The organism is Aquabacterium sp. CECT 9606 (assembly GCF_918741295.1).
Classification (GTDB): domain Bacteria; phylum Pseudomonadota; class Gammaproteobacteria; order Burkholderiales; family Burkholderiaceae_C; genus Aquabacterium.
Genome location: NZ_CAKKNB010000002.1, coordinates 445,656 through 471,034, shown reverse-complemented (window position 1 = coordinate 471,034; position 25,379 = coordinate 445,656). Strand labels below are relative to the sequence as shown.

Annotated in this window: 26 protein-coding genes and 1 pseudogene; 8 read left to right on the top strand and 19 right to left on the bottom strand. The window is 64.9% G+C overall.

Going from position 1 to position 25,379, the window contains the following annotated elements:
- From LQ232_RS09860 to LQ232_RS09805, 13 genes and pseudogenes are all read right to left on the bottom strand, one after another.
- Entirely contained in the window at positions 1 to 1,017 is a 1,017-nt protein-coding gene (locus LQ232_RS09860; protein ID WP_230180145.1) for an ATP-binding protein, read from the bottom strand.
- A gap of 1 nt (position 1,018) precedes the next feature.
- A complete protein-coding gene (locus LQ232_RS09855; protein ID WP_230180704.1) occupies positions 1,019 to 1,390 on the bottom strand; it encodes an anti-sigma regulatory factor in 372 nt (123 codons plus the stop codon).
- 28 nt (positions 1,391 to 1,418) lie between these two features.
- Entirely contained in the window at positions 1,419 to 1,796 is a 378-nt protein-coding gene (locus tag LQ232_RS09850) for an STAS domain-containing protein (RefSeq protein ID WP_230180144.1), read from the bottom strand.
- Between the two features lie 7 nt (positions 1,797 to 1,803).
- Positions 1,804 to 2,664 (bottom strand): STAS domain-containing protein, encoded by an 861-nt coding sequence (locus LQ232_RS09845; protein WP_230180143.1) that lies wholly within the window; start codon positions 2,662 to 2,664, stop codon positions 1,804 to 1,806.
- 141 nt (positions 2,665 to 2,805) lie between these two features.
- Complete coding sequence (locus tag LQ232_RS09840; protein ID WP_230180142.1) at positions 2,806 to 3,633, bottom strand: sensor histidine kinase KdpD; 828 nt, start codon at positions 3,631 to 3,633, stop codon at positions 2,806 to 2,808.
- Entirely contained in the window at positions 3,626 to 5,116 is a 1,491-nt protein-coding gene (locus tag LQ232_RS09835; RefSeq protein ID WP_230180141.1) for an ATPase domain-containing protein, read from the bottom strand. Before LQ232_RS09835 ends, LQ232_RS09840 begins: the two co-directional genes overlap by 8 nt.
- The gene (locus LQ232_RS09830) at positions 5,113 to 5,673 is read right to left on the bottom strand and encodes a hypothetical protein (protein ID WP_230180140.1); all 561 of its coding nucleotides are present in this window, start codon (positions 5,671 to 5,673) and stop codon (positions 5,113 to 5,115) included. Before LQ232_RS09830 ends, LQ232_RS09835 begins: the two co-directional genes overlap by 4 nt.
- The gene (locus tag LQ232_RS09825) at positions 5,666 to 6,058 is read right to left on the bottom strand and encodes a response regulator (protein ID WP_230180139.1); all 393 of its coding nucleotides are present in this window, start codon (positions 6,056 to 6,058) and stop codon (positions 5,666 to 5,668) included. The genes LQ232_RS09830 and LQ232_RS09825 overlap by 8 nt, the downstream gene beginning before the upstream one ends.
- Positions 6,055 to 6,627, bottom strand: coding sequence for a HAMP domain-containing sensor histidine kinase (locus LQ232_RS09820; protein ID WP_230180138.1), 573 nt, complete (start codon positions 6,625 to 6,627; stop codon positions 6,055 to 6,057). The genes LQ232_RS09825 and LQ232_RS09820 overlap by 4 nt, the downstream gene beginning before the upstream one ends.
- A 136-nt stretch (positions 6,628 to 6,763) precedes the next feature.
- Positions 6,764 to 6,988: pseudogene (locus LQ232_RS23645) on the bottom strand (PAS domain-containing protein); the annotation flags it as partial.
- A gap of 337 nt (positions 6,989 to 7,325) precedes the next feature.
- A complete protein-coding gene (locus LQ232_RS09815; protein WP_230180137.1) occupies positions 7,326 to 8,183 on the bottom strand; it encodes an OmpA family protein in 858 nt (285 codons plus the stop codon).
- A gap of 32 nt (positions 8,184 to 8,215) precedes the next feature.
- On the bottom strand, positions 8,216 to 8,611 hold the full coding sequence (locus tag LQ232_RS09810; protein WP_230180136.1) for a DUF4398 domain-containing protein: 396 nt from the start codon (positions 8,609 to 8,611) through the stop codon (positions 8,216 to 8,218).
- Between the two features lie 98 nt (positions 8,612 to 8,709).
- The gene (locus LQ232_RS09805; protein WP_230180703.1) at positions 8,710 to 9,429 is read right to left on the bottom strand and encodes a Crp/Fnr family transcriptional regulator; all 720 of its coding nucleotides are present in this window, start codon (positions 9,427 to 9,429) and stop codon (positions 8,710 to 8,712) included.
- Between the two features lie 310 nt (positions 9,430 to 9,739).
- Between LQ232_RS09805 and LQ232_RS09800 the strand changes: the two genes are divergently transcribed.
- Together LQ232_RS09800 and LQ232_RS09795 are read left to right on the top strand one after the other, a co-directional pair.
- Positions 9,740 to 13,129 (top strand): GLUG motif-containing protein, encoded by a 3,390-nt coding sequence (locus LQ232_RS09800; protein WP_230180135.1) that lies wholly within the window; start codon positions 9,740 to 9,742, stop codon positions 13,127 to 13,129.
- Entirely contained in the window at positions 13,129 to 14,778 is a 1,650-nt protein-coding gene (locus LQ232_RS09795; protein WP_230180134.1) for a ShlB/FhaC/HecB family hemolysin secretion/activation protein, read from the top strand. Before LQ232_RS09800 ends, LQ232_RS09795 begins: the two co-directional genes overlap by 1 nt.
- Here the strand turns inward: LQ232_RS09795 and LQ232_RS09790 are convergent.
- The 3 genes from LQ232_RS09790 to LQ232_RS09780 form a co-directional block, all read right to left on the bottom strand.
- Positions 14,763 to 15,101 (bottom strand): chaperone modulator CbpM, encoded by a 339-nt coding sequence (locus LQ232_RS09790; RefSeq protein WP_230180133.1) that lies wholly within the window; start codon positions 15,099 to 15,101, stop codon positions 14,763 to 14,765. The genes LQ232_RS09795 and LQ232_RS09790 overlap by 16 nt on opposite strands.
- On the bottom strand, positions 15,098 to 16,021 hold the full coding sequence (locus LQ232_RS09785) for a DnaJ C-terminal domain-containing protein (RefSeq protein ID WP_230180132.1): 924 nt from the start codon (positions 16,019 to 16,021) through the stop codon (positions 15,098 to 15,100). The genes LQ232_RS09790 and LQ232_RS09785 overlap by 4 nt, the downstream gene beginning before the upstream one ends.
- A gap of 93 nt (positions 16,022 to 16,114) precedes the next feature.
- The gene (locus tag LQ232_RS09780) at positions 16,115 to 17,017 is read right to left on the bottom strand and encodes a LysR family transcriptional regulator (RefSeq protein WP_230180131.1); all 903 of its coding nucleotides are present in this window, start codon (positions 17,015 to 17,017) and stop codon (positions 16,115 to 16,117) included.
- A gap of 174 nt (positions 17,018 to 17,191) precedes the next feature.
- Between LQ232_RS09780 and LQ232_RS09775 the strand changes: the two genes are divergently transcribed.
- Genes LQ232_RS09775 through LQ232_RS09755 form a run of 5 tightly spaced genes read left to right on the top strand, consistent with a single transcriptional unit; the run spans position 17,192 to position 22,476 of the window.
- Positions 17,192 to 17,911, top strand: a complete 720-nt coding sequence (locus LQ232_RS09775; protein ID WP_230180702.1) for a pirin family protein — start codon at positions 17,192 to 17,194, stop codon at positions 17,909 to 17,911.
- A 17-nt stretch (positions 17,912 to 17,928) separates the two neighbouring features.
- Complete coding sequence (locus LQ232_RS09770; RefSeq protein ID WP_230180130.1) at positions 17,929 to 18,582, top strand: hydrolase; 654 nt, start codon at positions 17,929 to 17,931, stop codon at positions 18,580 to 18,582.
- A 5-nt stretch (positions 18,583 to 18,587) separates the two neighbouring features.
- The gene (locus LQ232_RS09765) at positions 18,588 to 20,477 is read left to right on the top strand and encodes an amidohydrolase (protein WP_230180129.1); all 1,890 of its coding nucleotides are present in this window, start codon (positions 18,588 to 18,590) and stop codon (positions 20,475 to 20,477) included.
- 5 nt (positions 20,478 to 20,482) lie between these two features.
- The gene (locus LQ232_RS09760; RefSeq protein WP_230180128.1) at positions 20,483 to 20,881 is read left to right on the top strand and encodes a DoxX family protein; all 399 of its coding nucleotides are present in this window, start codon (positions 20,483 to 20,485) and stop codon (positions 20,879 to 20,881) included.
- Positions 20,878 to 22,476 (top strand): MFS transporter, encoded by a 1,599-nt coding sequence (locus tag LQ232_RS09755; protein WP_230180127.1) that lies wholly within the window; start codon positions 20,878 to 20,880, stop codon positions 22,474 to 22,476. Before LQ232_RS09760 ends, LQ232_RS09755 begins: the two co-directional genes overlap by 4 nt.
- 22 nt (positions 22,477 to 22,498) lie before the next feature.
- Here LQ232_RS09755 and LQ232_RS09750 read toward each other — a convergent pair whose 3' ends face one another.
- Complete coding sequence (locus LQ232_RS09750; protein WP_230180126.1) at positions 22,499 to 22,807, bottom strand: YkvA family protein; 309 nt, start codon at positions 22,805 to 22,807, stop codon at positions 22,499 to 22,501.
- Between the two features lie 86 nt (positions 22,808 to 22,893).
- On the opposite strand from LQ232_RS09750, the gene LQ232_RS09745 reads away from it, so the two are divergent.
- Positions 22,894 to 23,247 (top strand): hypothetical protein, encoded by a 354-nt coding sequence (locus tag LQ232_RS09745; protein ID WP_230180125.1) that lies wholly within the window; start codon positions 22,894 to 22,896, stop codon positions 23,245 to 23,247.
- A gap of 27 nt (positions 23,248 to 23,274) precedes the next feature.
- Here LQ232_RS09745 and LQ232_RS09740 read toward each other — a convergent pair whose 3' ends face one another.
- Together LQ232_RS09740 and LQ232_RS09735 are read right to left on the bottom strand one after the other, a co-directional pair.
- Positions 23,275 to 24,426 carry an acyltransferase gene (locus LQ232_RS09740; protein WP_230180124.1) on the bottom strand — a complete coding sequence of 384 codons (1,152 nt, stop codon included), beginning with the start codon at positions 24,424 to 24,426 and terminating at the stop codon, positions 23,275 to 23,277.
- A 109-nt stretch (positions 24,427 to 24,535) separates the two neighbouring features.
- Entirely contained in the window at positions 24,536 to 25,267 is a 732-nt protein-coding gene (locus LQ232_RS09735; protein ID WP_230180123.1) for a Crp/Fnr family transcriptional regulator, read from the bottom strand.
- Between the last annotated feature and the right edge of the window lie 112 nt (positions 25,268 to 25,379).

Genomic DNA, 25,379 nt, shown 5'->3' with positions numbered 1-25,379 from the left:
TCAAGCCCGCTTGACCACCACAACCGTCACATCGTCCAAACCCCGTGTGTGGTCGCGGATCAACCACCCGGCAATGACGGCGGGATCGCAACGGAGCAAGCCGCCCAGCCCGTCCAGCTTCCAGCGCGTCTGCAATCCATCGGAATGCATGACCAACAAGGCATGCTCGGGCCAGGCGTAGGTGGCGTCTTGCAATGTCCGCACCTTCAGTCCCAGCGTGCCATGCTGGGACAACAGCGATCGATCGGACAAGCCGGAAATGATCCGGCCGGAGACATTGCCGGCACCGGCCGCCACCACCGTGTTGGCCAGCAAGTCGAGCGTTGAAATCGAAACCGCCGCTCCCCGCGTTTGACGCATCAGGGGATGCGCTTGCTCCAGGACGGCGCGTGGGGAGCCGCGTGCATTGCGGAACACGGCCACCGCCACTTGTGCCGCTTCAGCCGCCTCGGGTCCATGGCCCAGTCCGTCGGCGACGATGACGCTGGCCTCGCCGTCCTCGATGCGGATGTCCCAGGCGTCGCCACTGACCACCTCGCCTGGCGCACAAAGGCAGATGCCCGCATGAACGAACTGGCTGTTCACCAACGCCGCGCGCGGCGTGCTTGATCGCCCCTCGGAGACCCGGATGCGCGACAGGATCACGGTGCCGCAATCCACCTTTGAATACACGGAAAAGTCTGTCGACAGGCGGCGCACGGCGCCAAACCCCGTGCCGGGCGTGGTGCCGGTCGAGTAACCATCAAGCAGGCACTGATTGACATCTTGCATGCCGGGCCCGCTGTCGATCGAAATCACTTCGAAATGCGCGCCGTGCTCAGTCGCCTTGCACGCCATGAGGAGCCTCCCTGCCTGGGCATGCCGGACCAGGTTCGTGCCCAGTTCGGTCACCACCAGGGCGATGCGGCCGCAGACGTCTTCGCCCAGTTCATGGCCCGAGGCAAGGCGCAACGCCATGCGGCGGGCTTCGCCCACTTGCGATGGTTCGTGGACGTGGATGTCGACATGCGGCGTCATGTCACAACTTCCACCGTGTGATGGTGACGCAGGTTCCTTGGCCCACGGCCGTCCGCAAGTCGAACTCGTTGACCAGCCTGCGGCTGCCCGACAACCCCATGCCCATGCCGGAGCCTGAGGTCCAGCCATCGGTGAGGGCGAGTTGGGTGTCGGCAATCCCGGGGCCGTGGTCCTCGAAAGCCAGGCGCAAACCCATCTGGTGGTCCCGCTCGACGATCTCCCAGCGCATTTCACCGCCCCCTCCATACACCAGGGTGTTGCGGGACAGCTCACTCGCCGCCGTGATCATTTTGGTCTGATCGACCAGCGTGAACATCAACTGCCGCGTCAGTTTGCGGACCATCTGCCGGCTGCGAACGATGTCGCTTTCCATCTCGATGGTGATGACGCCCGTGGGGCCTTCAGGCGCCGAATTCAAGGTCACCCCCACCTGCATGGCGCAGCAGCGCCATGCCTCGTTCGACATTCAAGGCGGTGCGCACACCTTCGAGGGAGAGCCCCAATTCGACGAGCGTGATGGCCACAGCGGGTTGCATGCCGACCACCACCGTCGTGGCCCCGAGTACCGCCGCAATGCCAGAGATGCTGGCCAGCATGCGGCCGATGAACGAGTCCACAATCTCCAGCGCGGAGATGTCGATCAGCACCCCTGTGGCGCCGCTGCTGGCGATCTTCACGGCCAAGTCATCCTGCAGCAGGATGGCCGTTTGATCCTGCATGTCCAACTGGATGGTGACGAGCAGACATCGGCCCATCTTCAAAACGGGGATGCGTTCCATGAGCGGCCTAGCCGAGCGCGCGCGAAACGATCCAGCCCGATTGCTTCATCGCCAGTGACAGGGCGTCTGCCAGCGTCGCCTTCGTGGTGATGCCCTGCAGGTCAATGCCCAGGTGAACGATGGTTTGTGCGATCTGTGGCCGGATGCCGCTGATGATGCAGTCGGCACCCATCAACCGGATGGCGGTGACTGTCTTGAGCAGGTGCTGGGCCACGAGCGTGTCGACCGTGGGCACGCCAGTGATGTCGATGATGGCCAGTTCCGAGCCCGTCTCGACGATGCGTTGCAACAGGGACTCCATTACCAGTTGGGTGCGGCTTGAATCCAACGTGCCGATCATGGGTACCGCCAGCACGCCTTCCCACAATTTCACGACCGGGGTGGACAACTCCAGCAGCTCCTGCTGCTGCCGCTTGATGACTTGCTCGCGGCTGCGTTGGTAGGTCGTTGCCGTCCACTGGGCCATCTTGTCGACCAGGTTGGAGGCGGCCCAGACGGTGTCGAAGACCTGCTGAGGATCGGTGGAAATCATCTGCTGCAGCCCGGCGAAGAGCGGCTTCTTGAGGGCCATCACGAAATAACTCGTCTCGCCAGCGCTGGCGCCCTGCGCGGCACGGGACTGCGACAGCTCCGCCAGCACCGTCCGCGTCTTGCTCCAGGCCTCACTGCCAAACTGCGCCAGGTCTGCATCGTTGCGCACGGCATCTTGCAGCGCGCTCAGCAGTTCCCGGGCTTCGTTTTGCGCCACCCGGGCTGTGGCGCCCGAAGAGCCTTCGCCGGACTGCGCCACCTCTTCAATCCAGGATTTGAGGAAGTCTTCGGGCGACGCCTTGAGCACATTGTCAAAAGCGGTATTGACGGGTTTCATCGGAATCCTGGTGGCACGACAAGCAGCAGCACGACATGCTGGATCGGAGGGGAAGGGCCGCTTCAGCATGGGTGACAAGGGATCGGTGCCAGCAGATGCGCTATCCGACATGAGGGACGAATCACACGGACCCGTCGTGACTCAGTATATCTGGCTGCTCGGCAACAGCACGACAAACGCGCTGCCCAGGTTGCGCCCCGCACTCGTGGCCACCACCGTGCCGCCATGGGCCTCCACCAACTCGCGCACCACCGCCAAGCCAATGCCCAGGCCCTGGCTGGTCTGGGCGTAGGCCGACGCCGTGCTGTCCTGCACGAAGAGGTCAAAGATATAAGGCAGGGCCGAGGCAGTGATGCCAATGCCGTTGTCCGTCACCTTGACCATCTGCATGGACCCCTGATTTTCCAGGATCAGCTGGATTTCTCCATCGTCGGGGGTGTACTTGGAAGCGTTGTCCAAAAGGTTGCTGAAGACCTGCGCCAGGCGCACGGCATCCCCCTCGACACAGGCCGGCCCCACAGGCAGGTGCACCACCAGGCGCTGGTGCCTTTTGTCCATGGCCGGCTTGCACATCTGCACCGCGGCCTCCAGCACATCGGCCAGTTCAGTGACCTGTCGCTTGAGCTGGAACTTGCCCGCGCTGACCCTGGAGCCGTCCAGCAGATCGTCAATGAGCCGCGAGATGTGGGTCACCTGCCGCTCGATGATGCCTTGCAGACGCGTGAGCTGCAGCTGGTCCAGTCCCGCGTGGTTGAGCAGCAAAGAGACCGTTTTGATGGGCGTGAGGGGGTTGCGCAGTTCATGGGCCACCATCGCCAAGAACCTGATCTGCTGAGTGTGGGCATGCTCGGCCTTGGCCTCCAGCTCCTGGGCTGTCAGGGCCGCGATCACCAGCTGGGCATTGGCTTCGCGAAGATCGCGCCAGCGCGGATCGATCGCAGGGCCGAGTTCCTCCTGAAGATCAGGCATGGCTCGGGCCGGTAGGCTCCTCACGGAACGTCGGGCTGCGACTCGGGGCACCTCCCAGCAAGCCCTCCTGGCCCAGCAGCATGTGGCCTACCTGGATGCCCTCGTCGTCGATCGTGAACGAGCGCAGCTCATTGGAGTGGGCACTGCCGCGCACCTTGACCACGGCCATCACGCGCTGCAAGCGGCTGTCCACCTCCACATAGCGCTGCAACACGATGGCATCGGTCAGGAAGGCCGTGCCATAGGGGCTGAAACGCAGGTCAGCGTACCGGTCTTCCAGCTCCGAGGTCATCAGGACGGTGACCCCCGTGCTGGCCAGGGCGGCCACCATGCGCGACAGCGATTCCCGAAAATCTTCGCGGAAGGTGGGGGCCAGGGCCAGCTCAAACCCCGACAGCGAATCGATGACCACCCGCGTGGCCTTGAGCCGGCGAATCTCGTTGATGAGCAAGGAGGCGATCTCATCCACCGACAAGGCGGCGGCCCGGGTGTCGATCACCCCAACGCGGCCGCTTTCAATCAACTCGGCCATCAGGCCGCCCCGCGACTTGTTGGGACGCTGCTCGAACGCCGCGATGACGCCGGTCTCGCCATGACGGGCACCCTCGGCCAGGAAGGCCATCGCCAGGATGCTCTTGCCAGAGCCGGACGGCCCGGCCACCAACAGGGAGTAGCCTTTGGGCAGGCCCCCTCCCATCATCTCGTCGAGCACGGGCACGCCGGTGCGCAAACGCGGGCTGTCGCCAGCCACTGGCACCGGGTGTTGGCCTTGGGCCAGTTGCGGTGGCGCAAAAACATGGATGCCCGCTGTGCTGATGCGGAAGGTGTGCAGGCCCGGCTGGGTGGGCTGGCCACGCATCTTCATGATTTCCATCTTGCGAACCACCGAGTTGCGCTGCACGCTTTGGCGCAACCAGATCAGGCCATCGGCCACGGTGAAGATGGGGTTGGGGTCGTTGTCGGTGAAGTACTCGCCGATCAGGAAGGTGGTGGCCTGCCAGCTCGTCATCAGCACGCCCAGGTTCTGGATGAACTGCTGCAGGCTGATGAAGGAATGTCCTTGGCTCTGGCTGGCCAGCACCACCGAGCGGAAGGAGTCGATGAAAACCAGGCCTGGCTGGCGCGACTCGACTTCGGCCACGATGCGGTTCAAGACCTTGTCCAGGTCGCCGGTGGCGGTGTCGTCAGCCAGGTTGACAAAGCGGATGGAGCGGTTGAGCTTGTCCAGGTCAAAGAAATCAAACTGCTGCTGGTAGCGCAGCATCTTCAAGGGCGGCTCACCCAGCACCGTGAAATACAAGGCGGGCCGCTCTGGCGTGGCCATGGCGAACATCATCTGGTGCGCCAGCGTCGTCTTGCCGCAGCCCGGCGTGCCGGCGATCACATTGAACGAATACTCGGGCAAACCGCCGCCCAGCACCTCGTCCAATCCTTGCACGCCAGTGCGCAGGCGCGTGATGGTTGCTTTACCGAGGGTGTTCATGGCGAGGTGTCCTGTGCGGGGCGACCGCTTGAAGTTGTTTCGCAGACGGGTCTGAGCAGCCGGTCCGTGAGGGATTGGCCAATGAGCGTGGTCAGGAGGTCGTGGAAGCTTTCCAACAAGGCTGCGCTCGCAGCCGCGGCGGTGGCACTGGGTTGTTGGGCCAACACAGCATGCAGCACTGAAAACTCGGCCAACTGCAGCACACCATCCTGAACAGCGGCCAAGCAGGGAAATTCAACCCGGGTGAGCTGCAGGCTGCGCTTGTAGAGCGCGGCAAACCCACGTTGCCCGATGATGGGCGACAAGGCCGCATCCATGGCGGACCAGGTGGTCACGGCAATGCTGGCCGCTTGCGCTGCATGTGCACCGTTGGCAGCCAATTGCGCAAGTATTGCTTTCGTGCCTGGCGCCTCGTTTGGCATGTTGGGTCCGGTGACGACCCGCCCGCGCGGGGTGGTTGATGGTACGCCCTGTTCCGGCACTTTCAAAGCCAGGCGCTGCCGGGAGGGGGCCGCTGCGGCGGTCACAAGACCTGGGTCGGTACTGCGGTCAGGCATGTCGGATCCCCTGATGGGCGTCAAGGAATGACAGCACGGTGGCGGTGAAGGTGGCCACGTCAATGGGCTTGGCGATGTAGCCATCACAGCCCGCTTCGCGCATCTTGGCCTGGTCGCCATTCATGGCGTAGGCCGTGAAGGCCACCACGACGATGCCTTGCGTTGGCGGCGCGGCCTTCAGTCGGCGCATCAACTCCAGGCCGTCCATCCCAGGCATCTGGATGTCCATCAGGATCAAGTCTGGCTCAAACGAAGTGATCTGGTCCACAGCCTGGTGGGCATCGACCGCGCAGTCCACGGCCACCCCTGCGGCCTGCAACACGACACGGGCCAGCTCCAGGTTCAGCGCGTTGTCATCCACGATCAGCACGCGTGGTGAGTTCATGCGGCGCCTCCCCGCTGGACCTGGTGCACGCGGTTGAGCACCACGTGGAACACGCTGCCCACCCCAAAAGTGCTGCGCGCGCCCACGCTGCCGCCCTGGGCCTCCACCAAGCGGCGCGTCAGGGCCAGCCCCAGGCCCGTGCCTTGGTGAAGCTTGCTGAAGCCAGCATCCAGTTGCTGAAAATCCACGAACAGGCGAGGCAGGTCGCCCGGCGCAATGCCGATGCCGGTGTCCTCGACTTCCAACCTGAATTGATCAGGCCCTTCCGCGCAGGCGCTGATGGTCACCTGAACGCCTGAGGGCGTGAACTTGATGGCATTGGACAGGTAGTTGTAGAGCACTTGCTTGAGACGAGCGGTATCGATGACCAGGCTGGACACGTCCGCGTCGATCCTGATGGCGAGCTGAATGGATTTGCGCTGCAAGGACGTGTGCATCACATCGCCCAGCTCCGACACCAGCTGCTGGAGGTTCGCCGGCTCGGGGAAAAACTCGAATTTGCCAGATTCGACCTTGGACATGTCCAGCACATCGTTGATGAGGTGCAAGAGGTGGCGGGCGCAACTCATGCGACATGTTGGAGATGAATTGGCTCTTCAACCTGCTGGCTTCCTGCATCTGGCGATTTTCAAGCTCCAGGCCTTCCAGCTTGTGTCGCGAGGCCTCGGCCTGCCTGGCGGGCGTCACGTCGGTGATGATGCCCAGCAGGCGCGCAGGGTGCCCGCTTTCATTGAAGATCCCACCCCGGATGCTGACCCAGTGGGTGCTGGCATCGGGCCACACCACGCGGCAAACCGCCTGCCAATCGCTCAGCTGTCGGGTGGACTGGGCCAACCCCTGGGCCACCTCATCGCGGTCTTCCGGGTGCACGTGCTTCAAAAAGATGTCGACACTCCACTCGAGTTGCCGCTCGCCATGCCCGAAACACATGTCATGCCGCAGCGAATGGATCATCGCACCGGTACTCAGATCCATCTCCCACTCGCCAATATTGGCCGAATCAATCGCCAACCTCAGCAGGGCATCGCGCTGGCTCGCGCATTGCAGCTCGCCCAGGTCGCTCACCGCGGTTTCGGCCACGGTTTCGGCGCGCAGCACGGCCATCACCAGGTTCTCATTGGCCTCCAGCATGCGCGCGCCGTGGGTTTCGCTGAACTCGCTCCGCACTTGGGCCATGTCTTGCCGCAGGTGGCGCAGTTCCGCGCGCATGTGGTCGGTCTGCCGGTGCAGCTGCGCCACCAGGCTGAGCGCGCCGGCCACGTCCGAGTCAGTGCGTGGCGTGTTCATCTTGAGCGAACACAATCTCTACGCGGCGGTTCATTTGCCGTCCTGCCGCGGTGCCATTGCTGGCGGCGGGCTGCTCCTGCCCATGCGCCCGCGTGGTCAACAGGTCGGGTGAGACGCCCAGCTCCAGCAAGGCCGACAACACCGCGTCGGCCCGCCGTTGAGACAAGGCCAGGTTGGCCGCGCCCGAGCCCGTGCTGTCGGTGTAGCCTTCGACCGAGGCCCGGCGTTTCGGCGGGGTCTTGAACACGGCCGCCAGCTTGGCGATGTGGCCGGCACTTTCGGGGCGAAGCCGGGAGGCGCCCGTGTCGAACAGCACATCACCCAAGGTCACCACCAGGCCGCGGTCGGTCTGTTTGGCATTGAGGTCTTTGAGTTGCATCTCCAGGCTGTTGACCTTGGCCTGGCCGCGTGCCAGGTCGGTGTTCTTCTGGGCATTGCTTTGTTGAGCCAGGGCCAGCTGTTGCTGGGCCTGGTCGGCCTCCTGGGTGCGCAGCGCCAGGCGTGTTTTGTCGCGTTCACTGGCCGCGCCCGCCACCACTGCGTCAGAGGCTTTGTGCGACGCGGTCTCTTGCGCAATGACAACGCGCTGGGCAGTCATGTAAGCCAGGTGGTCCACCGCGGAGAGCGTGCCGCCTTCGGCCCAGGTTCGGTCCGCGGCGGCCAGCGCGTCTTGCGCCATCTTGAGTTCATCAGGCGCCAGGGCCATGACCTGGGCATCGCGCTGCGCCATGTTGACGCCCTGGCGGGCTTGCTCCAGCGCGGTGTTCGGCTCGCGGGTGGTGCCACAGGCGGTCAAGGTGGCGGCGATGGCGGTCAAGGCAATCAATCGGATGTTCATGAAAATCTCCTGTATTTTTTGAGTGGGGCGCCTCAACGGGCGGTGTTGCGGTTGATCTCGTCGCGCAGCACGCGGGCGGCATCTTGGGACTCTTGGGCGGCCTTGCGCGAGCGTTCCGACTGCGCGTGCAGTTCGGCCACTTGGGCATCCACCTGGGCCTGCTCGGCCAATTGCTTGGCCCGTTCAAAATCTTTGGAGGCCATGGCCTGGCGTGCGCTGGCCAGCTTGCCTGTGGCCACCTGCAGTTGCACGGCGGCATCTTCACTGGTGCCGGTGGTGCTGGCACGCTGCACCGCCGCGTTGGCCACCGCCATTTCGGCTTTGGGGCCGGGCTTGCTGGCGCATCCGCCCAAGTACAGGGCACACGGCCCCAACACGGCCAAGCTCAAGATGGCGTGGGAACGGCGAGATAAAGTGAATTTGGTCATGACGATTCCCGGTTTGAATGATCGACACGAGGTGTCGTATCAGGCAAGCCTAGGGAGGCCCCTGGCTGGCGTCTGTCTGCCAGCGCACATTGGGGGAGTCAGGTGGCCACGGTACTGGGCAGCAGTCGGTCGTACTCTGTCTTGACCACGGCGTAGCATTCGCAGGTGCGCTGCTCCAAGCCCGGTCGGTCCAGCACGGAGATCCGTCCTCGCTGGTAGCTGATCAGGCCGGCTTTCTGGAGCCGGCCTGCCGCTTCCGTCACCCCCTCGCGCCGCACACCCAGCATGTTGGCGATCAGTTCCTGCGTCATGAAGATTTCACTGGAGGGCAATCGGTCCAGGCTCAGCAGCAACCACCGGCACAGCTGCTGGTCCAGGGAATGGTGGCGGTTGCACACCGCCGTTTGAGACATCTGGGTGATCAAGGCCTGCGTGTAACGCAGCAGCAGGTGCAACACGGGCCCCGCGCGGTTGAACTCCTGCATCATCATCCCCGCCTTGAGCCTGAAAGCGTGGCCCGCGCTTTGCACCACGGCACGGCTCGGCGTGGATTCTCCGCCCATGAACAGCGAGATGCCCACGATGCCTTCGAAGCCGACCATGGCGATCTCGGCAGAGCCGCCGTCCTCCATGACGTAAAGCAAGGACACGATCGAGTCGGTGGGGAAGTAGACGTGGCCCAGCCGAGTGCCGGGCTCATAGAGCACCTTGCCCAGCGGCATGTCCACCAGCTCCAATTGTGGGAGCCAACGCACCCACTCGGCCTCGGGCAAGGCCGCCAGCAAGCGGTTCTGTCGGGGATCGGCGGCCAGGGTCATGCGGTCCTCCAGGGGATGTCGGCCTGAGGGTGCGCCTTGCATGGCGACCTTGAAGGCACAGCATGCGTCAGCCAAACCATGGTCGATGGAAGGTTCGCTGAGAGCGTTGAATCCTGACGAGCCAGTATAGGGGTCCACACCGAGCCGCGCAGGGGCCTGTGCCGTTCAGCACACTGTGTGCGCCAGCGCACAGACAGCCAAGCGCCTGGGTGGCATTTTTCTTGAAAAGCAGGGCGGGTGCGCGGATGTGACCGCGTTCGGAGGCGGTTATCCAAGGACCTGACGCCAGCGCCGGGATCGACCATGGGGGATGAATAGAAAATTGCCCACCCTGTTCGCCTCGGCCGCGCTTTTGACCTGTGCCGTGACCTCGGCCAACGATCTGCCCAACGGCGGAAAGATCACCGCAGGCTCAGGCAGCATGGCCACCGATGGCACCACCCTGACCATCACCCAGACTTCCGCCGCGATGTCGGCCGACTGGCAGGGCTTCTCGATTGGCCAGGGGCACGCGGTCAACTTCATTCAGCCGTCTGCCAGTGCCGTGGCCCTGAACCGTGTGTTGGGTGCCGACGTGTCGGTGATCCAGGGCGCACTGACGGCCAACGGGCTGGTCTTCATCCTCAACCCCAACGGCGTGCTGTTCACGCCCACGGCACAGGTGAATGTGGGGGGGCTGGTGGCCTCGACCTTGACCCTGAGCACGGCCGACTTCATGGCGGGGCGCTACCAGTTTGCCGGCATCAGCAGCAATGCCATCGTCAACCAGGGTCGCATCACGACGGCACAGGGCGGCACCATCGCCTTGATCGCCGCCAGGATCACCAACACCGGCAGCTTGGTGGCCCGCCAAGGCCAGGTCCTGATGGGCGCCGGCAGCCGGGTCACGCTGGACCTGGGTGGGCCCGTGAAAATCCAGGTGACGCAAGGCGCGCTCAATGCCTTGATCACCCAGGGCGGGGCCATCCAGGCCCATGGCGGCCTGGTCTACCTCACCGCCAAAGCCGCTGGCGACCTGGCCGCCACCGTGATCAACCACACCGGTGTGACCGAGGCGCAAACACTGGCCAGCGGCGAGACAGGCCAGATCTACCTGATGGGCGGCATGGACAGCGACCGCATCGTTGTGGGCGGCATGCTGGATGCCAGCGCCCCACAGGGCGGCGATGGCGGCTTTGTGGAAACCAGCGCGGCCCATGTCACCTTGGCCCCTGATCTGCAGGTCAGCACCCTGGCCAGCCACGGCCACACCGGCACCTGGCTGATCGACCCGCAAGACTTCACCATCGCGGCCAGCGGCGGCGACATCACCGGCGCGCAACTGACCAGTTTTCTGGCCAGCACCAACATCGTCATCGAGAGCAGCAGCGGCGGCACCGCGGGCCAGGGCGACATCCATGTGAACGACGCGGTGAGCTGGTCGGCCCATGACCTGACCCTGACCGCCGCGCGCGACATCAACCTGAACGCGGTGTTGACCGCCAGCGGCACCTCCACGCTGAGCCTGAACACCGGCACCACCAATGGTGGCGATGGTGGGGACGGCAACGGGGCCGTGAAGGTGGGCTTCGCACCGGGCGAGGCCAATGGCTTTGCCGGCCGGGTGGATTTCGTGGGTCGCGCTGGCACAGGTTTGCTCACCATCAATGGCAACGCCTACACCGTCATCAACACCGCCAGCGCCCTGCAAGGCATGCAGGGCGACCTGAGCGGCTTCTACGCGCTGGGCAGCGACATCGATGCAAGCGCCACCGCGGCCTGGAATGGCGGGCTGGGCTTCACGCCCGTGGGCGACGGCACCAACGCCTTCGCCGGGCAGTTGGATGGCCTGGGCCACACCATTGATCAACTCACCATCAACAACCCTTCATCCAACAACCAGGGTCTCATCGGCAAGGCGGTTGGGGCGGTGGTTCGCAACGTGGGTGTGACCAATGCCCAGGTGAGCGGCAACGACCAGGTGGGCGCGCTGTTGGGCGAAGCCGTGGTGGGCCTGGTGCACAACAGCTACGCCACGGGCGGCCAAGTGACGGGCCATGACCAGGTGGGCGGCCTGGTGGGCGCCAACAACACCACGCGGGTGGACGACAGCCACGCCTCCAACACGGTGAGCGGCAACAGCATGGTGGGCGGCTTGATGGGGTGGACCAATGGCGGCACCAACTCCTTCCGCAACCACGCCATGGGCAATGTGAGCGGCACCGGCGTGTACGTGGGCGGCCTGGTCGGCCACAACGACTTCGCCTACAACCTCTTGTCCAGCCATGCCTCGGGCAACGTCACGGGCGCGGAAGCAGTCGGCGGGCTGGTAGGCTACAACACCAATGGCGAGATCCGCGACAGCCATGCTTCGGGCACGGTGGTATCCACCGGCAACCAGGCGGGTGGCCTGGTGGGCCTGAACCGCGGCACGATCGACGCCAGCCACGCCACCGGCCATGTGTCAGGCGACAACAACATCGGTGGCCTGGCCGGCATCAACGAGTACATCGTCTCCAACAGCTACGCCACCGGCAATGCCACCGGCACCGGCATCCTGGTGGGTGGGCTGACCGGGCAGAACAACGGCCACCTCCTCAACAGCTACGCCACGGGCGCGGTGTCCGGCGCCGGCTATGTGGGCGGCCTCACCGGTTACAGCAACAGCATCATCATCAACACCTACGCCACCGGCTCAGTGACCTCGACCGGCGAACAAGTCGGCGGCCTGGTGGGCCACTTTGGTGGTTCGATTACCAGCAGCTACTCGACCGGCGCCGTGAGCAGCCCAGGTGTTTTCGTGGGCGGACTGACCGGCTTCGCCGACAGCAGCGCGGCCAACAACAACTTCTGGGACGTGACCACCTCGGGCCAAAGCACCAGTGCGGATGGCAGCGTGGGGCTGACCACGGCCCAGATCAAGCAGCAGGCCTACTTCAACAATGCCAACTGGGATTTCCCCAGCGCCTGGGTGATGTACGAAGGGCACACTGCGCCCCTGTTGCGCACGTTCATGACGGCCTTGACGGTCAGCGCGGGCAACGCCACCAAGACCTACGATGGCGCCGCCTACAGCGCCAGCCCTGGTTTGAGCTACTCGGCGATCGCCGACATGAGCAAGCTGCTGGGCACCCCGGTGTATGACGGTACCTACCAAGGCGCCACCGACGCCGGCACCTACACCATCACGCCGGGTGGGCTGTACTCCGGGCAACAAGGCTACCTCATCAGCTATGGGGCAGGCACCGTGACCATCGACCCGCGCCCCATCACGGTCACGGCAGACGCTCAAAGCAAGACCTATGGCAGCGCCGACCCCGCCTTGACTTACCAGATCACCACCGGCACCTTGGTGGATGGCGATGTGCTCAGCGGCAGCTTGAGCCGCGCCCCTGGCGAAGACGCAGGCAACTACGCCATCAGCGCAGCCAGCCTGAGCAACGGCAACTACCTGATCACGGCCCACGACGGCACGCTGACCATCCTGCAGCGCCTGTTCATGCAGGCACCCGAGCAACAGGCCGCCGTGGCCACCGTCCAGGCCGCGGTGCTGCAGGTCACCACACCCGGCACCCCCACCGCCAGCATTCCTATGAACTTCACCAGTGCCGCCCCACCCAGCCCCGCCAAACTGGCCGTCATCGCCGGGGGCATCAAGCTGCCGCCACAGGCCGATGCAGCCTTGGCGGGTGACAAGGGCAACGCCCAGGAAGGCCAGTGATGAAGCGCGCACCCCTGCTCCTGACAGCCCTGTGTGCCGCGGCACTGCCCGCCTTGGCCCAGCAGGCCCCCGACGCCGGGCAGACGCTGCAGCAGCAGCTTCAGCCCACCGCGCCTTCGCCCAAGCCAGCGCGCGGAGTCGACATCCATGTGCCCGCCGCCGCGCCCACCCTGCCAGGCGGCATGCAGGTCACGCTGCAGGCGGTGCGCTTCTCGGGCAACACCGTGTTCACCGACGCCGCGCTGCAAGCGGTGGTGGGTGATGTGGCCGGCAAGCCCTTCGACATGGCCCAGTTGCGGGCCTTGGTCGAGGCGGTGACCCAGCATTACCGTCGCCACGGTCATCCCTTCGCGCGGGCCTTTTTGCCGCCCCAGGCGCTGAACGATGGAACCCTGCGCATCGACGTGGTGGAAGGCCGTTACGGCCAGGTCCGGGCCCTGGGCGACGACGCCAGGCTGACCGCCCAGGCGCAAGCCTTCCTGGCCCCGCTCAAACCAGGCGCCTTGATCGAAAATGCTCCCCTCGAGCGCGCCAGCTTGATCCTGAATGACCAGCCCGGCATCGTGGCCAGCCCCACCTTGCGCCCTGGCCAGACGCTGGGCACCGGTGACCTGGACGTGGCCATTCAACGGGGCCAGCGCTACAACGCCGAACTGGGCCTGGACAACCATGGCAACCGCTACACGGGCCAGACCCGCGCGCGCTTGGACCTGGACATCAACAGCCCATTCCTCCTGGGCGACCAAGCCATTTTGCGCAGCCTCGTCACGACGCAAGGCCTTTGGTTCGGCCAGCTGGGCTACAGCCTGCCTTTGGGGGCCTCGGGCCTGCGCGGGCAGTGGGGCCACGCCCACACCACCTATGAACTGGGGCAGGAGTTCTCAGCCCTGCGCGCCCATGGCACGGCCGATGTCAGCTCCCTGGGGCTGAGCTACCCCTGGTTGCGATCACAAGGCGCCAACCTCTCGGTGAGCGCCACCTACCAGTACAAGACACTGGCCGACCAGCAAGAGGCCACCAGCACGCGCAGCGACAAGTCCAGCCAGAGCTTGCCCATGGCGCTTGACTTCGACTGGCGCGACGGCCTGGTTGGTGGCGGCATCACGCAAGGCTCACTGAGCTGGACGCCAGGCCAGTTGCGCCTGGCCGGCCCACTGCGAATCGCCGATGCCAGCACGGCCCGCCAGCATGGCCGCTTTGACAAAGCCAACCTCGATCTGGCGCGTTTTCAAGCCTTGCCCAAACGCTTGAGCCTGTTCGCGCGCGTGTCCGCCCAATGGACCCGCGGCAACCTGGATTCCTCAGAAGGCTTTGGTCTGGGCGGGCCCAGCGGCGTGCGCGCCTACCCCGTCGGCGAAGGTTATGGCAACCGCGGGTGGATAGGGCAGCTGGAGTTGCGCTACACGGCCGGGGCTTGGGGCCCTTATGTCTTCCATGACGCCGGCTCGGTGACCCAGAACGCGCGCCCCTGGACGGTGGGGAACAACGAACGGCACATCTCAGGCCACGGCGTGGGCCTGCGCTTCCAGCAGGGCGCCTGGCGCGTCGATGCATCGGCCGCCTGGCGTGCACAAGGGGGCAATGCCCAGTCCGACACCTCGCAGCGCAACCCGACCGCCTGGCTGACCGTCAGTCACAGGTTCTTCTGAGCCCCCAGCCGGCGCAACTGAGCGCGCAGATCTTCGATCTGGTCCAACAGGTCCAACACCAGGGCCGTGCCCTCCACGCCCAACTGCAGGTCACGGCTCATGCGCAGTGCCGCGCGCGCGCGTCGCAGGGACGCGCCGCTGAACAACCAGTCTTGCGGCCCACTGCCGCCTGGTTCCAACACGCCCTCTTCGACCAGCAAGATCAGCTGAGCATGGTCGGCTCCGCATGCTCGGCTCAAGTCCTCCAGCGTGAAGTGGATGTCCTCTTCCACGATGACACCGGTGACCACGGGGATGGGGTTGCTGCTGCTCGTCATCATCATCCAGCCTTCAGAACACTGCGTGGGTTGAAGTGGGGAAAGGTGCGGGCCAGGGCCTCATAGGCCTGGGTGGACGCTGGGGTGTCCGCAGGCGGCACCGTGATGCCCACGACCGCGTAGAGGTTGCCCGGCGGGTCCCCCGGCAGGCCGCGTCCCTTGAGCCTGAGCTTGCGACCCGATGACGAACCCGCTGGCACGGTCAGTTGCACCGGGCCACCTGGCGTGGGCACGGTCGCCGTGGCGCCCAGGGCCGCCTCCCAGGGCGCGATGGGCAGGTCCAGGTACAAGTCCCGGCCATCGACCCGGTAATGCGCATGGGGCTTGAAGCCCACCTCCAGGTACAAGTCCCCGGCCGGGCCGCCCGGCTCACCCGCCAGGCCCTGGCCTGCCAAGCGCAGATGCTGCCCCTCGCGCACGCCCTTGGGGATGTTGACCTCCAGCTGCCGCGCCTGCAGGGTGACCTGGCCTTGCGCATCCACCACCGGCACGCGCAGGGAGATGTTGCGGCGTGCGCCATGGTAGGCATCCTCCAGGTCGATCAGGATCCTGGCATGGTGGTCCTGCGGGGTGGCGCGCGCTCTGCGCTGGAAAGACGCGCCACGGACCGACTTGCCAAACAGCGATTCGAAAAAATCACTGTGGTTCATGCCCTCGCTCGGATCAAAGCCGTGGTCACCTCCACCGAAATCAGGCATCGGGGCCCGTTGCGGACGAGCGCGTGCCTCATCGTAGGCCGCGCGTCGCTCGGGGTCGTTCAAGGCCTCATAGGCTTCGGCGAGCTCCTTGAAACGCGCCTCGGCATCGGCCTCTTTGCTGACATCCGGGTGGAACTTGCGCGCCAGCTTGCGGTAGGCGCGCTTGATCTCATCCTGGGTCGCGGTGCTCTGCAGGCCAAGCGTGGCGTAATAGTCCTTGAACTCCATGGGTCGTTCCAGCGATGCCTGTTGAACTTGCACAGTAGACCCAGGCGGATAACCATCGCTTGACCACGGTCAAGGAAGGCGATCCGATCGACCTCACTTGGGCAGGATGTTCGGCACCAAAGGCCGCTCCAGGCGCGTGACCCACCACTTCAAGGCCTCGCCCATGCGGCCCGGCTTCCAGGCGAGCCAGAAGGTCTCGTCCGGCCGGGGCTCATCGCAGGGCAGCTGCACCAAGGTGCCACGCGCCAATTCCGCCTGCACGCACGCCAAAGGCAAGAAGCCATGCCCGATGCCCGCCACCTGGTAGGCGATCTTGGCCGCCATTGAAGGCACCGTGATGCGCTTTTGGCCCATCAGCAAGCCCACGGTGCGCTCTGACAGCGAACGTGCGCTGTCACCCACCACGATGGCGGTGTGCAGCAGCAAGTCGTCTCGTGTCACGGGCCGCTTCAGCAAAGCCAACGGGTGGGTCGGCGCCACGCAAAAACCAAAGGCCAGCGACCCCACGCTGACCGCCTTGTAGCCACCGCCCGCCGGCCCATCCCCCGCCGCCACGATCACATCGGCACGGCCATCGCGCAAGGCCTCCCAGGTGCCCGTCAAGGTCTCGCAGGCGATGCGCAGGCGCGTGCCGCACTGCAGGTCTTCAAACGCGCAGATGTCGTCGGCCAGGGCGCTGGTGGGGATCAGCGAATCGTGCACCAGGCGCACCTCGGTCTCGAAGCCGGTGGCGATCTGGCGCAGGCGCGATTCCAGGTCTGCGGCCGCGCTGAGCAACCACCGCCCCTCCTTGAGCATCTCCTGGCCCGCCGGGGTCAGGCTCACGCGGGGGCCGTTGCGCACGAACAAGGCGAGGCCCAGGTGCTCTTCCAGCTTGCTGACCGCGTAGGAAATGGTGGAGGGCACCTTGTGCAGGCGCTCGGCCGCGGCGGCGAATGAGCCGTGGCGCGCAATGGCATCCACAACCTCGATGGCTTCCAGGGTGATTTTCAGCATGATCGAAATTATCGATCATAGAGGCGCGAAAGTTTCAAGCTGGCAGGCATTGAGAACGCAGACACTGGATCCATGCCAACGACACACCCCATGAAAAGCACAGCGGCCGGGGTGCATCAGGCCAGGAAGACGATCATGAATGCCGTCGAAAGACGCACCAACCAGGAGCCCACCATGCAAGAACTTCGCAAATCCACCGACCGCGGCGCCGCCAACCACGGCTGGCTCAACTCGCACCACACCTTCTCGTTCGGCAGCTACCGCGACCCACAGCACCAGGGGTTTTCGGACCTGCTGGTCATCAACGACGACCGCGTGCAGCCCGCGCAAGGTTTTGGCACCCACGGCCACAGCAACATGGAGATCTTCTCCTACGTGCTGGAAGGCGCGCTTGAGCACAAGGATTCGCTGGGCACTGGGTCGGTCATCCACCCCGGTGACGTGCAGTTGATGAGCGCAGGCACCGGCGTGCGCCACAGCGAGTTCAACCACTCGGCCACCGAGCCCGTGCACTTCCTGCAGATCTGGATCGTGCCCAACGTCACGGGCGTTCAACCCAACTACCAGGAGAAGGGCTTCAGCGCCGCCGACAAGCGGGGCCGCCTGCAGTTGATCATCTCGCCCGATGGCGCCGAGGGCTCGCTCACCATCCGCCAGGATGCCCGCGTGTACGCAGGCCTGTTCGACGGCGCAGAGCAAGCCACCCTGGAGCTGGGCCCCGACCGCCATGCCTATGTGCACGTGGCGCGCGGCAGCGTCGAGCTCAATGGCCAGCGCCTGAACGAAGGCGACGGCGTGAAGCTGCGCCGCGAGCAGGTGCTGAGCTTGTCAGGCGGCCAACAGGCCGAGGTGCTCGTCTTCGACCTGCGCCCCCAAGAGTTGCCAACCCTGTGAACTTCAAGGAAACCACCATGCCCATCACCGCCACCCCCACGCCCGGCGCCAAGCTGCTCACCCCCAACGATCACGCGCTGATCCTGATCGACTTCCAGTCGCAGATGGCCTTCGCCACGCACTCGATCGACGCGGTGAGCCTGCGCAACAACGCCGCCCTGGTCTCGCGGGCCGCCGCTGGCTTCAAAGTGCCCACCATCCTGACCACCGTGGCCGAGAAAAGCTTCTCGGGCCCCATGTTCGATGAGGTCACCTCGGCCTTCCCGGGCCAGGCCCTGCTTGACCGCACCTCCATGAACACCTGGGAAGACGCCAACGTGATCAAGCAGGTCAACGCCATCGGCAAAGACCGCCTGGTGTTCGCCGGTCTGTGGACATCGGTCTGCATCGTCGGCCCCACGTTGTCGGCGCTGGACCAAGGCTACGAGGTCTACGTGATCGCCGATGCCTGCGGCGATGTCTCGGATGAAGCCCATGAACGCGCCATGCAGCGCATGATCCAGGCCGGTGTGCGCCCCATCACCTCGGTGCAATACTTGCTGGAGCTGCAGCGCGACTGGGCCCGCGGCGACACCTACGAGCTCACCACCGGCATCGCCAAACAGTTTGGCGGCGCCTACGGTTTGGGCATCACCTACGCCAAGACCATGTTTGGCGCACACGAAGGCTGAACACCATGCGCAGCAGCACTGCCCCTGACCTGATCCTGCACCACGGCCGCTTCACCACGCTGGACCGCGCCAATCCCAGTGCCAGCGCGGTGGCCATCCAGGGTGGCCGCTTCACGCACGTCGGCCCAGATCATGAGGTGCTGCCCCTGGCCGGCCCCGCCACCAAGGTGATCGATCTGCAGGGCCAGCGCGTGCTGCCCGGCCTGATCGACAACCACCTGCACATCATCCGTGGCGGCCTGAACTTCAACCTGGAGCTGCGCTGGGATGGCGTGCGCAGCCTGTCTGATGCGATGGGCATGCTCAAGCGCCAGGTGGCCATCACGCCCCCGCCGCAATGGGTGCGCGTGGTGGGCGGCTTCACCGAACACCAGTTCGCCGAGAAGCGCCTGCCCACCATCGACGAGCTCAACGCTGTCGCACCCGACACGCCGGTGTTCATCCTGCACCTGTACGACCGCGCACTGCTCAACGGCGCCGCCTTGCGCGCCGTGGGTTACGACAAGACCACCCAAGCGCCACCGGGCGGCGAGATCCTGCGCGATTCGGCCGGCAACCCCACCGGCCTGCTGCTGGCCAAACCCAATGCCGCCATCCTGTACGCCACCCTGGCCAAGGGCCCCAAGCTGCCGCTGGAATACCAGCTCAACTCCACGCGCCACTTCATGCGCGAGCTCAACCGCCTGGGCGTCACCGGCGCCATCGATGCCGGCGGTGGTTTTCAGAACTACCCGCAAGACTACGAGGTGATCCAGAAGCTGGCCGATGCCAAGCAGCTGACCATCCGCCTGGCCTACAACCTCTTCACACAAAAGCCCAAGCAAGAGAAAGATGACTTCCTGAACTGGACGGCCACCTCGCAATACAAGCAAGGCGACGACTACTTCCGGCACAACGGCGCGGGCGAGATGCTGGTGTTCTCGGCTGCTGACTTTGAAGACTTCCGCCAACCCCGACCCGACATGGCGCCCGAGATGGAAGGCGAGCTTGAAGGGGTGGTCAGCCTGCTGGCGCAGAACCGCTGGCCCTGGCGCATGCACGCCACTTACGACGAGACCATCAGCCGCGCGCTGGACGTGTTCGAGCGCGTGAACCAGACCATCCCCTTGCAAGGCCTGAACTGGTTCTTCGACCATTGCGAGACCATCTCCGAACACTCCATCGACCGCATCGCGGCCCTCGGTGGCGGCATCGCGGTGCAACACCGCATGGCCTACCAGGGCGAGTACTTCGTCGAACGCTATGGCATGGGCGCCGCCCAAGCCACGCCGCCTGTGGCGCGCATGCTGGAGAAAGGCGTCAAGGTCTCGGCCGGCACCGACGCCACCCGCGTGGCCTCGTACAACCCCTGGGTGTCGCTGGCCTGGCTGATCACCGGCAAGACTGTGGGCGGCCTGCAGCTTTACCCGCAGCGCAATTGCCTGGACCGCGAAACGGCCCTGCGCATGTGGACCGAGAACGTCACCTGGTTCTCCAACGAGGTGAGCAAAAAAGGCCGCATCGAAGTGGGCCAACTGGCCGACCTGGTCGTGCCCGACCGCGACTTCTTCGCCTGCCCGGAATCCGACATCGCCGACACCACCTCGGTGCTGACGATGGTGGACGGCCAAGTGGTTTACGGCGCCGGCCCCTTCAAGGCCCACGACGATGCCGCGCCACCGCCCGCCATGCCCGATTGGTCGCCCGTGCGCACCTTTGGCGGCTATGCCGGCTGGGGTGACGAAGGCGCGCCTTTGCAAGCCACGCTCAAGCGCCAGGCCGCCGCGGCCTGCGCCTGCGATGCCCGTTGCGGCGTGCATGGCCACGACCACGCCACCGCCTGGAGCCGGCAGCTGCCCATCGCCGACCTCAAAGGTTTCTGGGGCGCGCTGGGCTGCGCCTGCTGGGCAGTGTGATGGTGATGCACACGCCCTGGGTCCACTGGCTGGCCTTGCTGGCGCTGTGCGCCGCCTACCTGCAAGGCGGCTTGCAAAAAGCCATGGACTTTGGCGCGGCCGTGAGCGAGATGCGGCAGTTTGGCCTGGCCCCCGCCGCACCTTTCGCGCTGGCCACCATCGCTCTGGAACTGGGCGCCTCCGCCCTGATCCTCACCGGCTACCACCGCTGGTTGGGCGCCCTGCTGCTGGCCAGCTTCACCCTGGCGGCCACCTTCTTGTCCAACCGCTTCTGGGCCATGCCCTCCCCACAGCGAGCCAGGGCCACCAACACCTTCTTTGAACACCTGGGTTTGGTCGGCGGCCTCGTGCTGGTGGCCTGGCACGACCTGCACCTCACCGCCACCTGGGCCCCTGCACCATGACCACCTCCAACCCGCCCATCCCTGGCGCCTTCGCGCCCTTGCGTCAACCCATCTTTGCGGTGCTGTGGGCCGCCACCGTGCTGGGCAACACCGGCAGCTTCATGCGCGATGTGGCCAGTTCCTGGATGGTGACCGAGCTGACCCCCAGCCCGGCCGCCGTGGCCCTGATCCAGACCGCCGCCACCCTGCCCATCTTCCTGCTCGCCATTCCCGCCGGGGTGCTGTCGGACATCCTTGACAAGCGCCGCTTCCTGATCTTCATCCAGCTCATGCTGGCGGTGGTCAGTGGCAGCTTGCTGTTGCTCACCCACACCGGCCAGCTCACCGTGGAGTACCTGGTGGCGCTGACCTTCGTGGGCGGCATCGGCGCAGCCCTGATGGGGCCCACCTGGCAATCCATCGTGCCCGAGCTGGTGCCACGCGCTGACCTCAAGAATGCCGTGGCCTTGAACTCGCTGGGCATCAACATCGCCCGCGCCATTGGTCCGGCGGCAGGTGGCTTGCTGCTGGCCAGCTTCGGTGCCAGCATGGCCTATGGCGCCGACCTGATCAGCTACTTTTTCGTGGTGGGCGCCTTGATCTGGTGGCGCCGACCCCAGCGTGGCGACGATGCGTTGTCAGAGCAGTTCTTTGGCGCGTTCAGGGCGGGCCTGCGTTACACCCGCGCTAGCACTGAACTCCACGTGGTGCTGTTGAGAACCGCTGTGTTCTTCCTGTTCGCCAGCGCCGTGTGGGCCTTGCTGCCGCTGGTGGCCCGCCATCTGCTGCACGGCAGCGCCAGCTTCTATGGCGTGATGCTGGGCGCGGTGGGTGCAGGCGCCATTGCTGGCGCCCTGATGCTGCCCCGGCTGCGCCAGCGCCTGGATGCCGATGGCCTGGTGCTCACCGCCTCCGTCGTGGCGGCGGGGGTCATGGCTTGCCTGGCCGCGTCACCACCGCAATGGCTGGCCGTGGTGTTGATGGCGGTGCTGGGTGTAGGCTGGATCATCGCGCTCACCACGCTCAATGGCGTGGCCCAATCGGTGCTGCCCAACTGGGTGCGTGGCCGCGGCCTGGCGGTTTACCTGATGGTGTTCAACGGTGCCATGGCCGCTGGCAGCTTTGGCTGGGGCCTCATCGCGCAAGAGGCCGGTGTGCCCATCACCTTGCTGGTCGGTGCCAGTGGTCTGGTCATCGCGGCCCTGGTCTTGCATCGCGTCAAACTGCCCGCTGGCGAAGCCGATCTGCAACCCTCCAACCACTGGCCCGAACCCCTGCTGGCCGAGCCCATCGAGCACGACCGAGGCCCCGTCATGATCCAGGTGGAGTACCGCATCCGCAAGGCCGACCAGGCCGACTTCCTGAAGGCACTCAAACACCTGTCATTGGCACGCCGTCGCGATGGCGCTTATGCCTGGGGCATCACCGAACACAGCAGCGAACCGGAACGGGTCATGGAATGGTTCCTGGTCGAGTCTTGGGCCGAGCACCTTCGGCAGCACCGTCGCACCTCGCACGCCGGCGCCGACCTGCAGGCCGAGGTCACCCGCTTTCACATCGGCCCCGACAAGCCTGTGGTTCACCACTTCCTGGCGCTGAGCCTGCCCCGCACCTGATGCCACTCCGCAAGCTGTCGCGTCAAGCACGGGCCAACCAATAGACGAAGGCGCCCGTGCAGGCCAGCCAGATGGCCACAACGAACACGGCGGCGATGACGCTGCGCGGCCGCTTCAATGCGGCTGCCGCCTGCGCTCGGGACGATGCAAGCACATGAGGCGGCAGCAAACGAAGCACGATGACCAAGCCGATTGGAACAATGAGCAAGTCATCCAGGTAACCCAGCACCGGGATGAAATCAGGGATCAGATCAATGGGGCTGAGGGCGTAAGCCGCCACGGCCAACGCCAGCAGGCGAACGAGCAAAGGTGTGTCGGGGTGACGCCACACATGGGCTTCAGGCGCAGCGGGCACAGCGATTGCCAAAGAAGGGGCAGGCCGGCGTCGCCGGCTACAACACTAAGGAGAGCCCTCTCATGACTTCATTCAGCCTCAAAGCCCTCATCGCCAGCACCGCAGCCGTTCTGAGCCTGTCCGCCATGGCCGCCGACCCCACGGTCGATCCCACCAACAGCCGCACGGAACCGACTCCGCAGCAGCAGGAAAAGCGCGCCCTCAAGACCGAAAGCAAGGCCGAGTACAAGGCCCGCAAGGAGATCGCCGAAGTCAACAAGGACCTGGAGATCGCCGATTGCAAGACCTCGGGCATGGAAAGCAAGGACGTTCGCGATTGCAAGCGCGAAGCCAAGGACAACGCCAAGGCCGCCAAGCACGAAGCCAAGGAAATCTACAAGGAAGACAAGGCCCACATCAAGGCCCACACCGAGTAATTTCCAGCCGAGTTGACGCCTTCGGCGTCAACTCACCGTCTTGGCCAACGCACCGCCTGATCGCAGGCCGATGTTGTCGGCGAGGCGGGCGCCCCGTTTGGCAAAGGGCACCTCGATCCAACGGTAAAGCCATTGGCTCACCGGGATCACCAGCACCACCGCCACCACCACACAGATGATGGTCAGGGCTTGGCTGCTTTCACCCACGAGCATGGTCCCCACCCACACGGTCAGTGACATCAAGGGTGTGTGCACCAGGTAGCTGGAGTAAGAGGCCTTGCCCAAGGTCTTGAACACACGGTTGCCGGCCACCAGCGCCATCAAGGTCTGCAGCAGCGTCTTCCTCTCGGCGCCCTCAAAGGTCAAGGCCACCACGAAGAAGGTCCAGATCCAGGCTTCGCACCCGTAGTTGGCGCCAAACAATGCACCCACCCCACCACCGGCCAGCAACATCACCCAGGGGTTCACCTTGGACAGCAGCGGCAAGTGAAGGCGAGTGAGCATACCCACCAGGAACAAGGGCATCGCCAGCAGCAGCATGGATTGAAAACGCCAGAACACCGGCAGGTGCCGTGACCCCACACACGCGGCCACAAACAAGACACACGTCACCAGGCGCACCGCCGTGGACCGGCACAGCAACCAGACCACGAACGGCGCCACCAGGTAAAACTGCCACTCCAAACTCAAGCTCCAGGCCGGTCCAATGAAGGTCCACGCCGCGTAAGGCAGCCACGTGTCAGGCACGGCCCCATGCAGCAAGGAAGCGTGCAAGAGCAAGTGCGTCCAGAAGTGGTCCGCTTGCGCCTGAAAGCCGGGCACCCACACCTCGGCCTGCTTGGCCCAGGGCGCTCCGTGAAGGGCCAGTTGCTGGTCCGCGAGAAGGATGCCGACGGCCAGCATCACGTAGTAGATCGGCAGCAGCCGGAACGCCCTTCGAACCAGGTATTGCGGATAGCCTTCGCGCCGGGACAAGCCCAGGTGGGTGATCACAAAACCGCTGAGGATGATGAACACATGGACAGCCCGGTCACCGCGCATCAGGAAGCCGGTGAAACGCGGCAGTTGTGCTTCCAGGCCGGTGAAACCCAATGCATGGGTGATCACGACCCACCAAGCCATGTAGCCGCGCAGGCACTCCAGGCTTTCAAAGCGATGCTTGCTGAACTGGTCCGCCATCTCATGGGCCTTTTCGGGAAGATCGGGCCGGGAAGTATGGGCGGATTTTCAGCAGCAGGTGGGCGCCTGCACACTTTGAAACTTGAGTTTGACTTTGATACGCTTTGCCTCATTTACCGGTTGACATGACGGGCAACCAGTTTTCGTAATGCACCTTCGCCTGCAAGGCCGGCACATCCAGGATTTCGACCTTGCCGTAAGCGATTTGCAAGATCCCTTCGGCTTTCAAACGTTGCAATGCCAGGCTCACCGTTTGACGTGACATGCCCAGCATGTCGGCCACTTCTTGCTGCTGGATGGTCACGCGCGATTTGACCGGGCCCGAGCCCGGCACGTATGACTGGGCGATCATCAACAGCGTGCGCGCCACCACCAGGTCATTGGAATCAAGCTTGCGCCCATCCAGGATGAACAGCGCCAGGCGCAGCTTCTGCGTCAACAGCAGGCCGAAGTGATGCCAGTGCTGCGGGCATTGCTCAAGGTGCGCACGCAGCAACTGGTCGTTCAGCCACAACACGGTCGAGACTCTCTCGGCACGGATGTGGTGGACCCGGGGCAGCCGGTCGTACAGGCCCATCTCGCCGAACCACGACACGGGATCCAGGTGCAGCTGAATCGCCTCACTGCCATGCTCGTTCACATCCAAGGCCGCCAGCCGCCCATCCAGCAAGGCGTACACGCCATTGGTTGGATCGCCGCGAGAGAACAGCCGCTGACCGGTTCGCAAACGCCGCACGACTCCGATCTGCAGCAAGGCCGATTGCAGCAAGGGAGGCACCTCCTTGAACCAGGGGTCCTTGCCCAGGATGTCCGCCACATTGAGGTTGCCTGCTGCTGTCACGTTGTAAGCCCACTGTTGAATGCAGCGCCATCATCGCAGCCCACCCCGGGATAGCCGCCACCGGGCGAACCCGGTGAATGCATAAAACCGGACAAACTTCCTCCATCCATTG

What these genes read in the sequence shown, in the direction of transcription:
- LQ232_RS09825 (WP_230180139.1), bottom strand. Translation starts at nt 6,058, where the DNA reads ATGAACTCACCACGCGTGCTGATCGTGGATGACAACGCGCTGAACCTG.
- LQ232_RS09780 (WP_230180131.1), bottom strand. Translation starts at nt 17,017, where the DNA reads ATGCTGAAAATCACCCTGGAAGCCATCGAGGTTGTGGATGCCATTGCG.
- LQ232_RS09760 (WP_230180128.1), top strand. Translation starts at nt 20,483, where the DNA reads ATGCACACGCCCTGGGTCCACTGGCTGGCCTTGCTGGCGCTGTGCGCC.
- LQ232_RS09845 (WP_230180143.1), bottom strand. Translation starts at nt 2,664, where the DNA reads ATGAAACCCGTCAATACCGCTTTTGACAATGTGCTCAAGGCGTCGCCC.
- LQ232_RS09800 (WP_230180135.1), top strand. Translation starts at nt 9,740, where the DNA reads ATGAATAGAAAATTGCCCACCCTGTTCGCCTCGGCCGCGCTTTTGACC.
- LQ232_RS09835 (WP_230180141.1), bottom strand. Translation starts at nt 5,116, where the DNA reads ATGAACACCCTCGGTAAAGCAACCATCACGCGCCTGCGCACTGGCGTG.
- LQ232_RS09790 (WP_230180133.1), bottom strand. Translation starts at nt 15,101, where the DNA reads ATGATGATGACGAGCAGCAGCAACCCCATCCCCGTGGTCACCGGTGTC.
- LQ232_RS09785 (WP_230180132.1), bottom strand. Translation starts at nt 16,021, where the DNA reads ATGGAGTTCAAGGACTATTACGCCACGCTTGGCCTGCAGAGCACCGCG.
- LQ232_RS09805 (WP_230180703.1), bottom strand. Translation starts at nt 9,429, where the DNA reads ATGACCCTGGCCGCCGATCCCCGACAGAACCGCTTGCTGGCGGCCTTG.
- LQ232_RS09855 (WP_230180704.1), bottom strand. Translation starts at nt 1,390, where the DNA reads ATGGAAAGCGACATCGTTCGCAGCCGGCAGATGGTCCGCAAACTGACG.
- LQ232_RS09815 (WP_230180137.1), bottom strand. Translation starts at nt 8,183, where the DNA reads ATGAACATCCGATTGATTGCCTTGACCGCCATCGCCGCCACCTTGACC.
- LQ232_RS09795 (WP_230180134.1), top strand. Translation starts at nt 13,129, where the DNA reads ATGAAGCGCGCACCCCTGCTCCTGACAGCCCTGTGTGCCGCGGCACTG.
- LQ232_RS09830 (WP_230180140.1), bottom strand. Translation starts at nt 5,673, where the DNA reads ATGCCTGACCGCAGTACCGACCCAGGTCTTGTGACCGCCGCAGCGGCC.
- LQ232_RS09755 (WP_230180127.1), top strand. Translation starts at nt 20,878, where the DNA reads ATGACCACCTCCAACCCGCCCATCCCTGGCGCCTTCGCGCCCTTGCGT.
- LQ232_RS09745 (WP_230180125.1), top strand. Translation starts at nt 22,894, where the DNA reads ATGACTTCATTCAGCCTCAAAGCCCTCATCGCCAGCACCGCAGCCGTT.
- LQ232_RS09860 (WP_230180145.1), bottom strand. Translation starts at nt 1,017, where the DNA reads ATGACGCCGCATGTCGACATCCACGTCCACGAACCATCGCAAGTGGGC.
- LQ232_RS09850 (WP_230180144.1), bottom strand. Translation starts at nt 1,796, where the DNA reads ATGGAACGCATCCCCGTTTTGAAGATGGGCCGATGTCTGCTCGTCACC.
- LQ232_RS09820 (WP_230180138.1), bottom strand. Translation starts at nt 6,627, where the DNA reads ATGAGTTGCGCCCGCCACCTCTTGCACCTCATCAACGATGTGCTGGAC.
- LQ232_RS09775 (WP_230180702.1), top strand. Translation starts at nt 17,192, where the DNA reads ATGCAAGAACTTCGCAAATCCACCGACCGCGGCGCCGCCAACCACGGC.
- LQ232_RS09740 (WP_230180124.1), bottom strand. Translation starts at nt 24,426, where the DNA reads ATGGCGGACCAGTTCAGCAAGCATCGCTTTGAAAGCCTGGAGTGCCTG.
- LQ232_RS09770 (WP_230180130.1), top strand. Translation starts at nt 17,929, where the DNA reads ATGCCCATCACCGCCACCCCCACGCCCGGCGCCAAGCTGCTCACCCCC.
- LQ232_RS09840 (WP_230180142.1), bottom strand. Translation starts at nt 3,633, where the DNA reads ATGCCTGATCTTCAGGAGGAACTCGGCCCTGCGATCGATCCGCGCTGG.
- LQ232_RS09810 (WP_230180136.1), bottom strand. Translation starts at nt 8,611, where the DNA reads ATGACCAAATTCACTTTATCTCGCCGTTCCCACGCCATCTTGAGCTTG.
- LQ232_RS09765 (WP_230180129.1), top strand. Translation starts at nt 18,588, where the DNA reads ATGCGCAGCAGCACTGCCCCTGACCTGATCCTGCACCACGGCCGCTTC.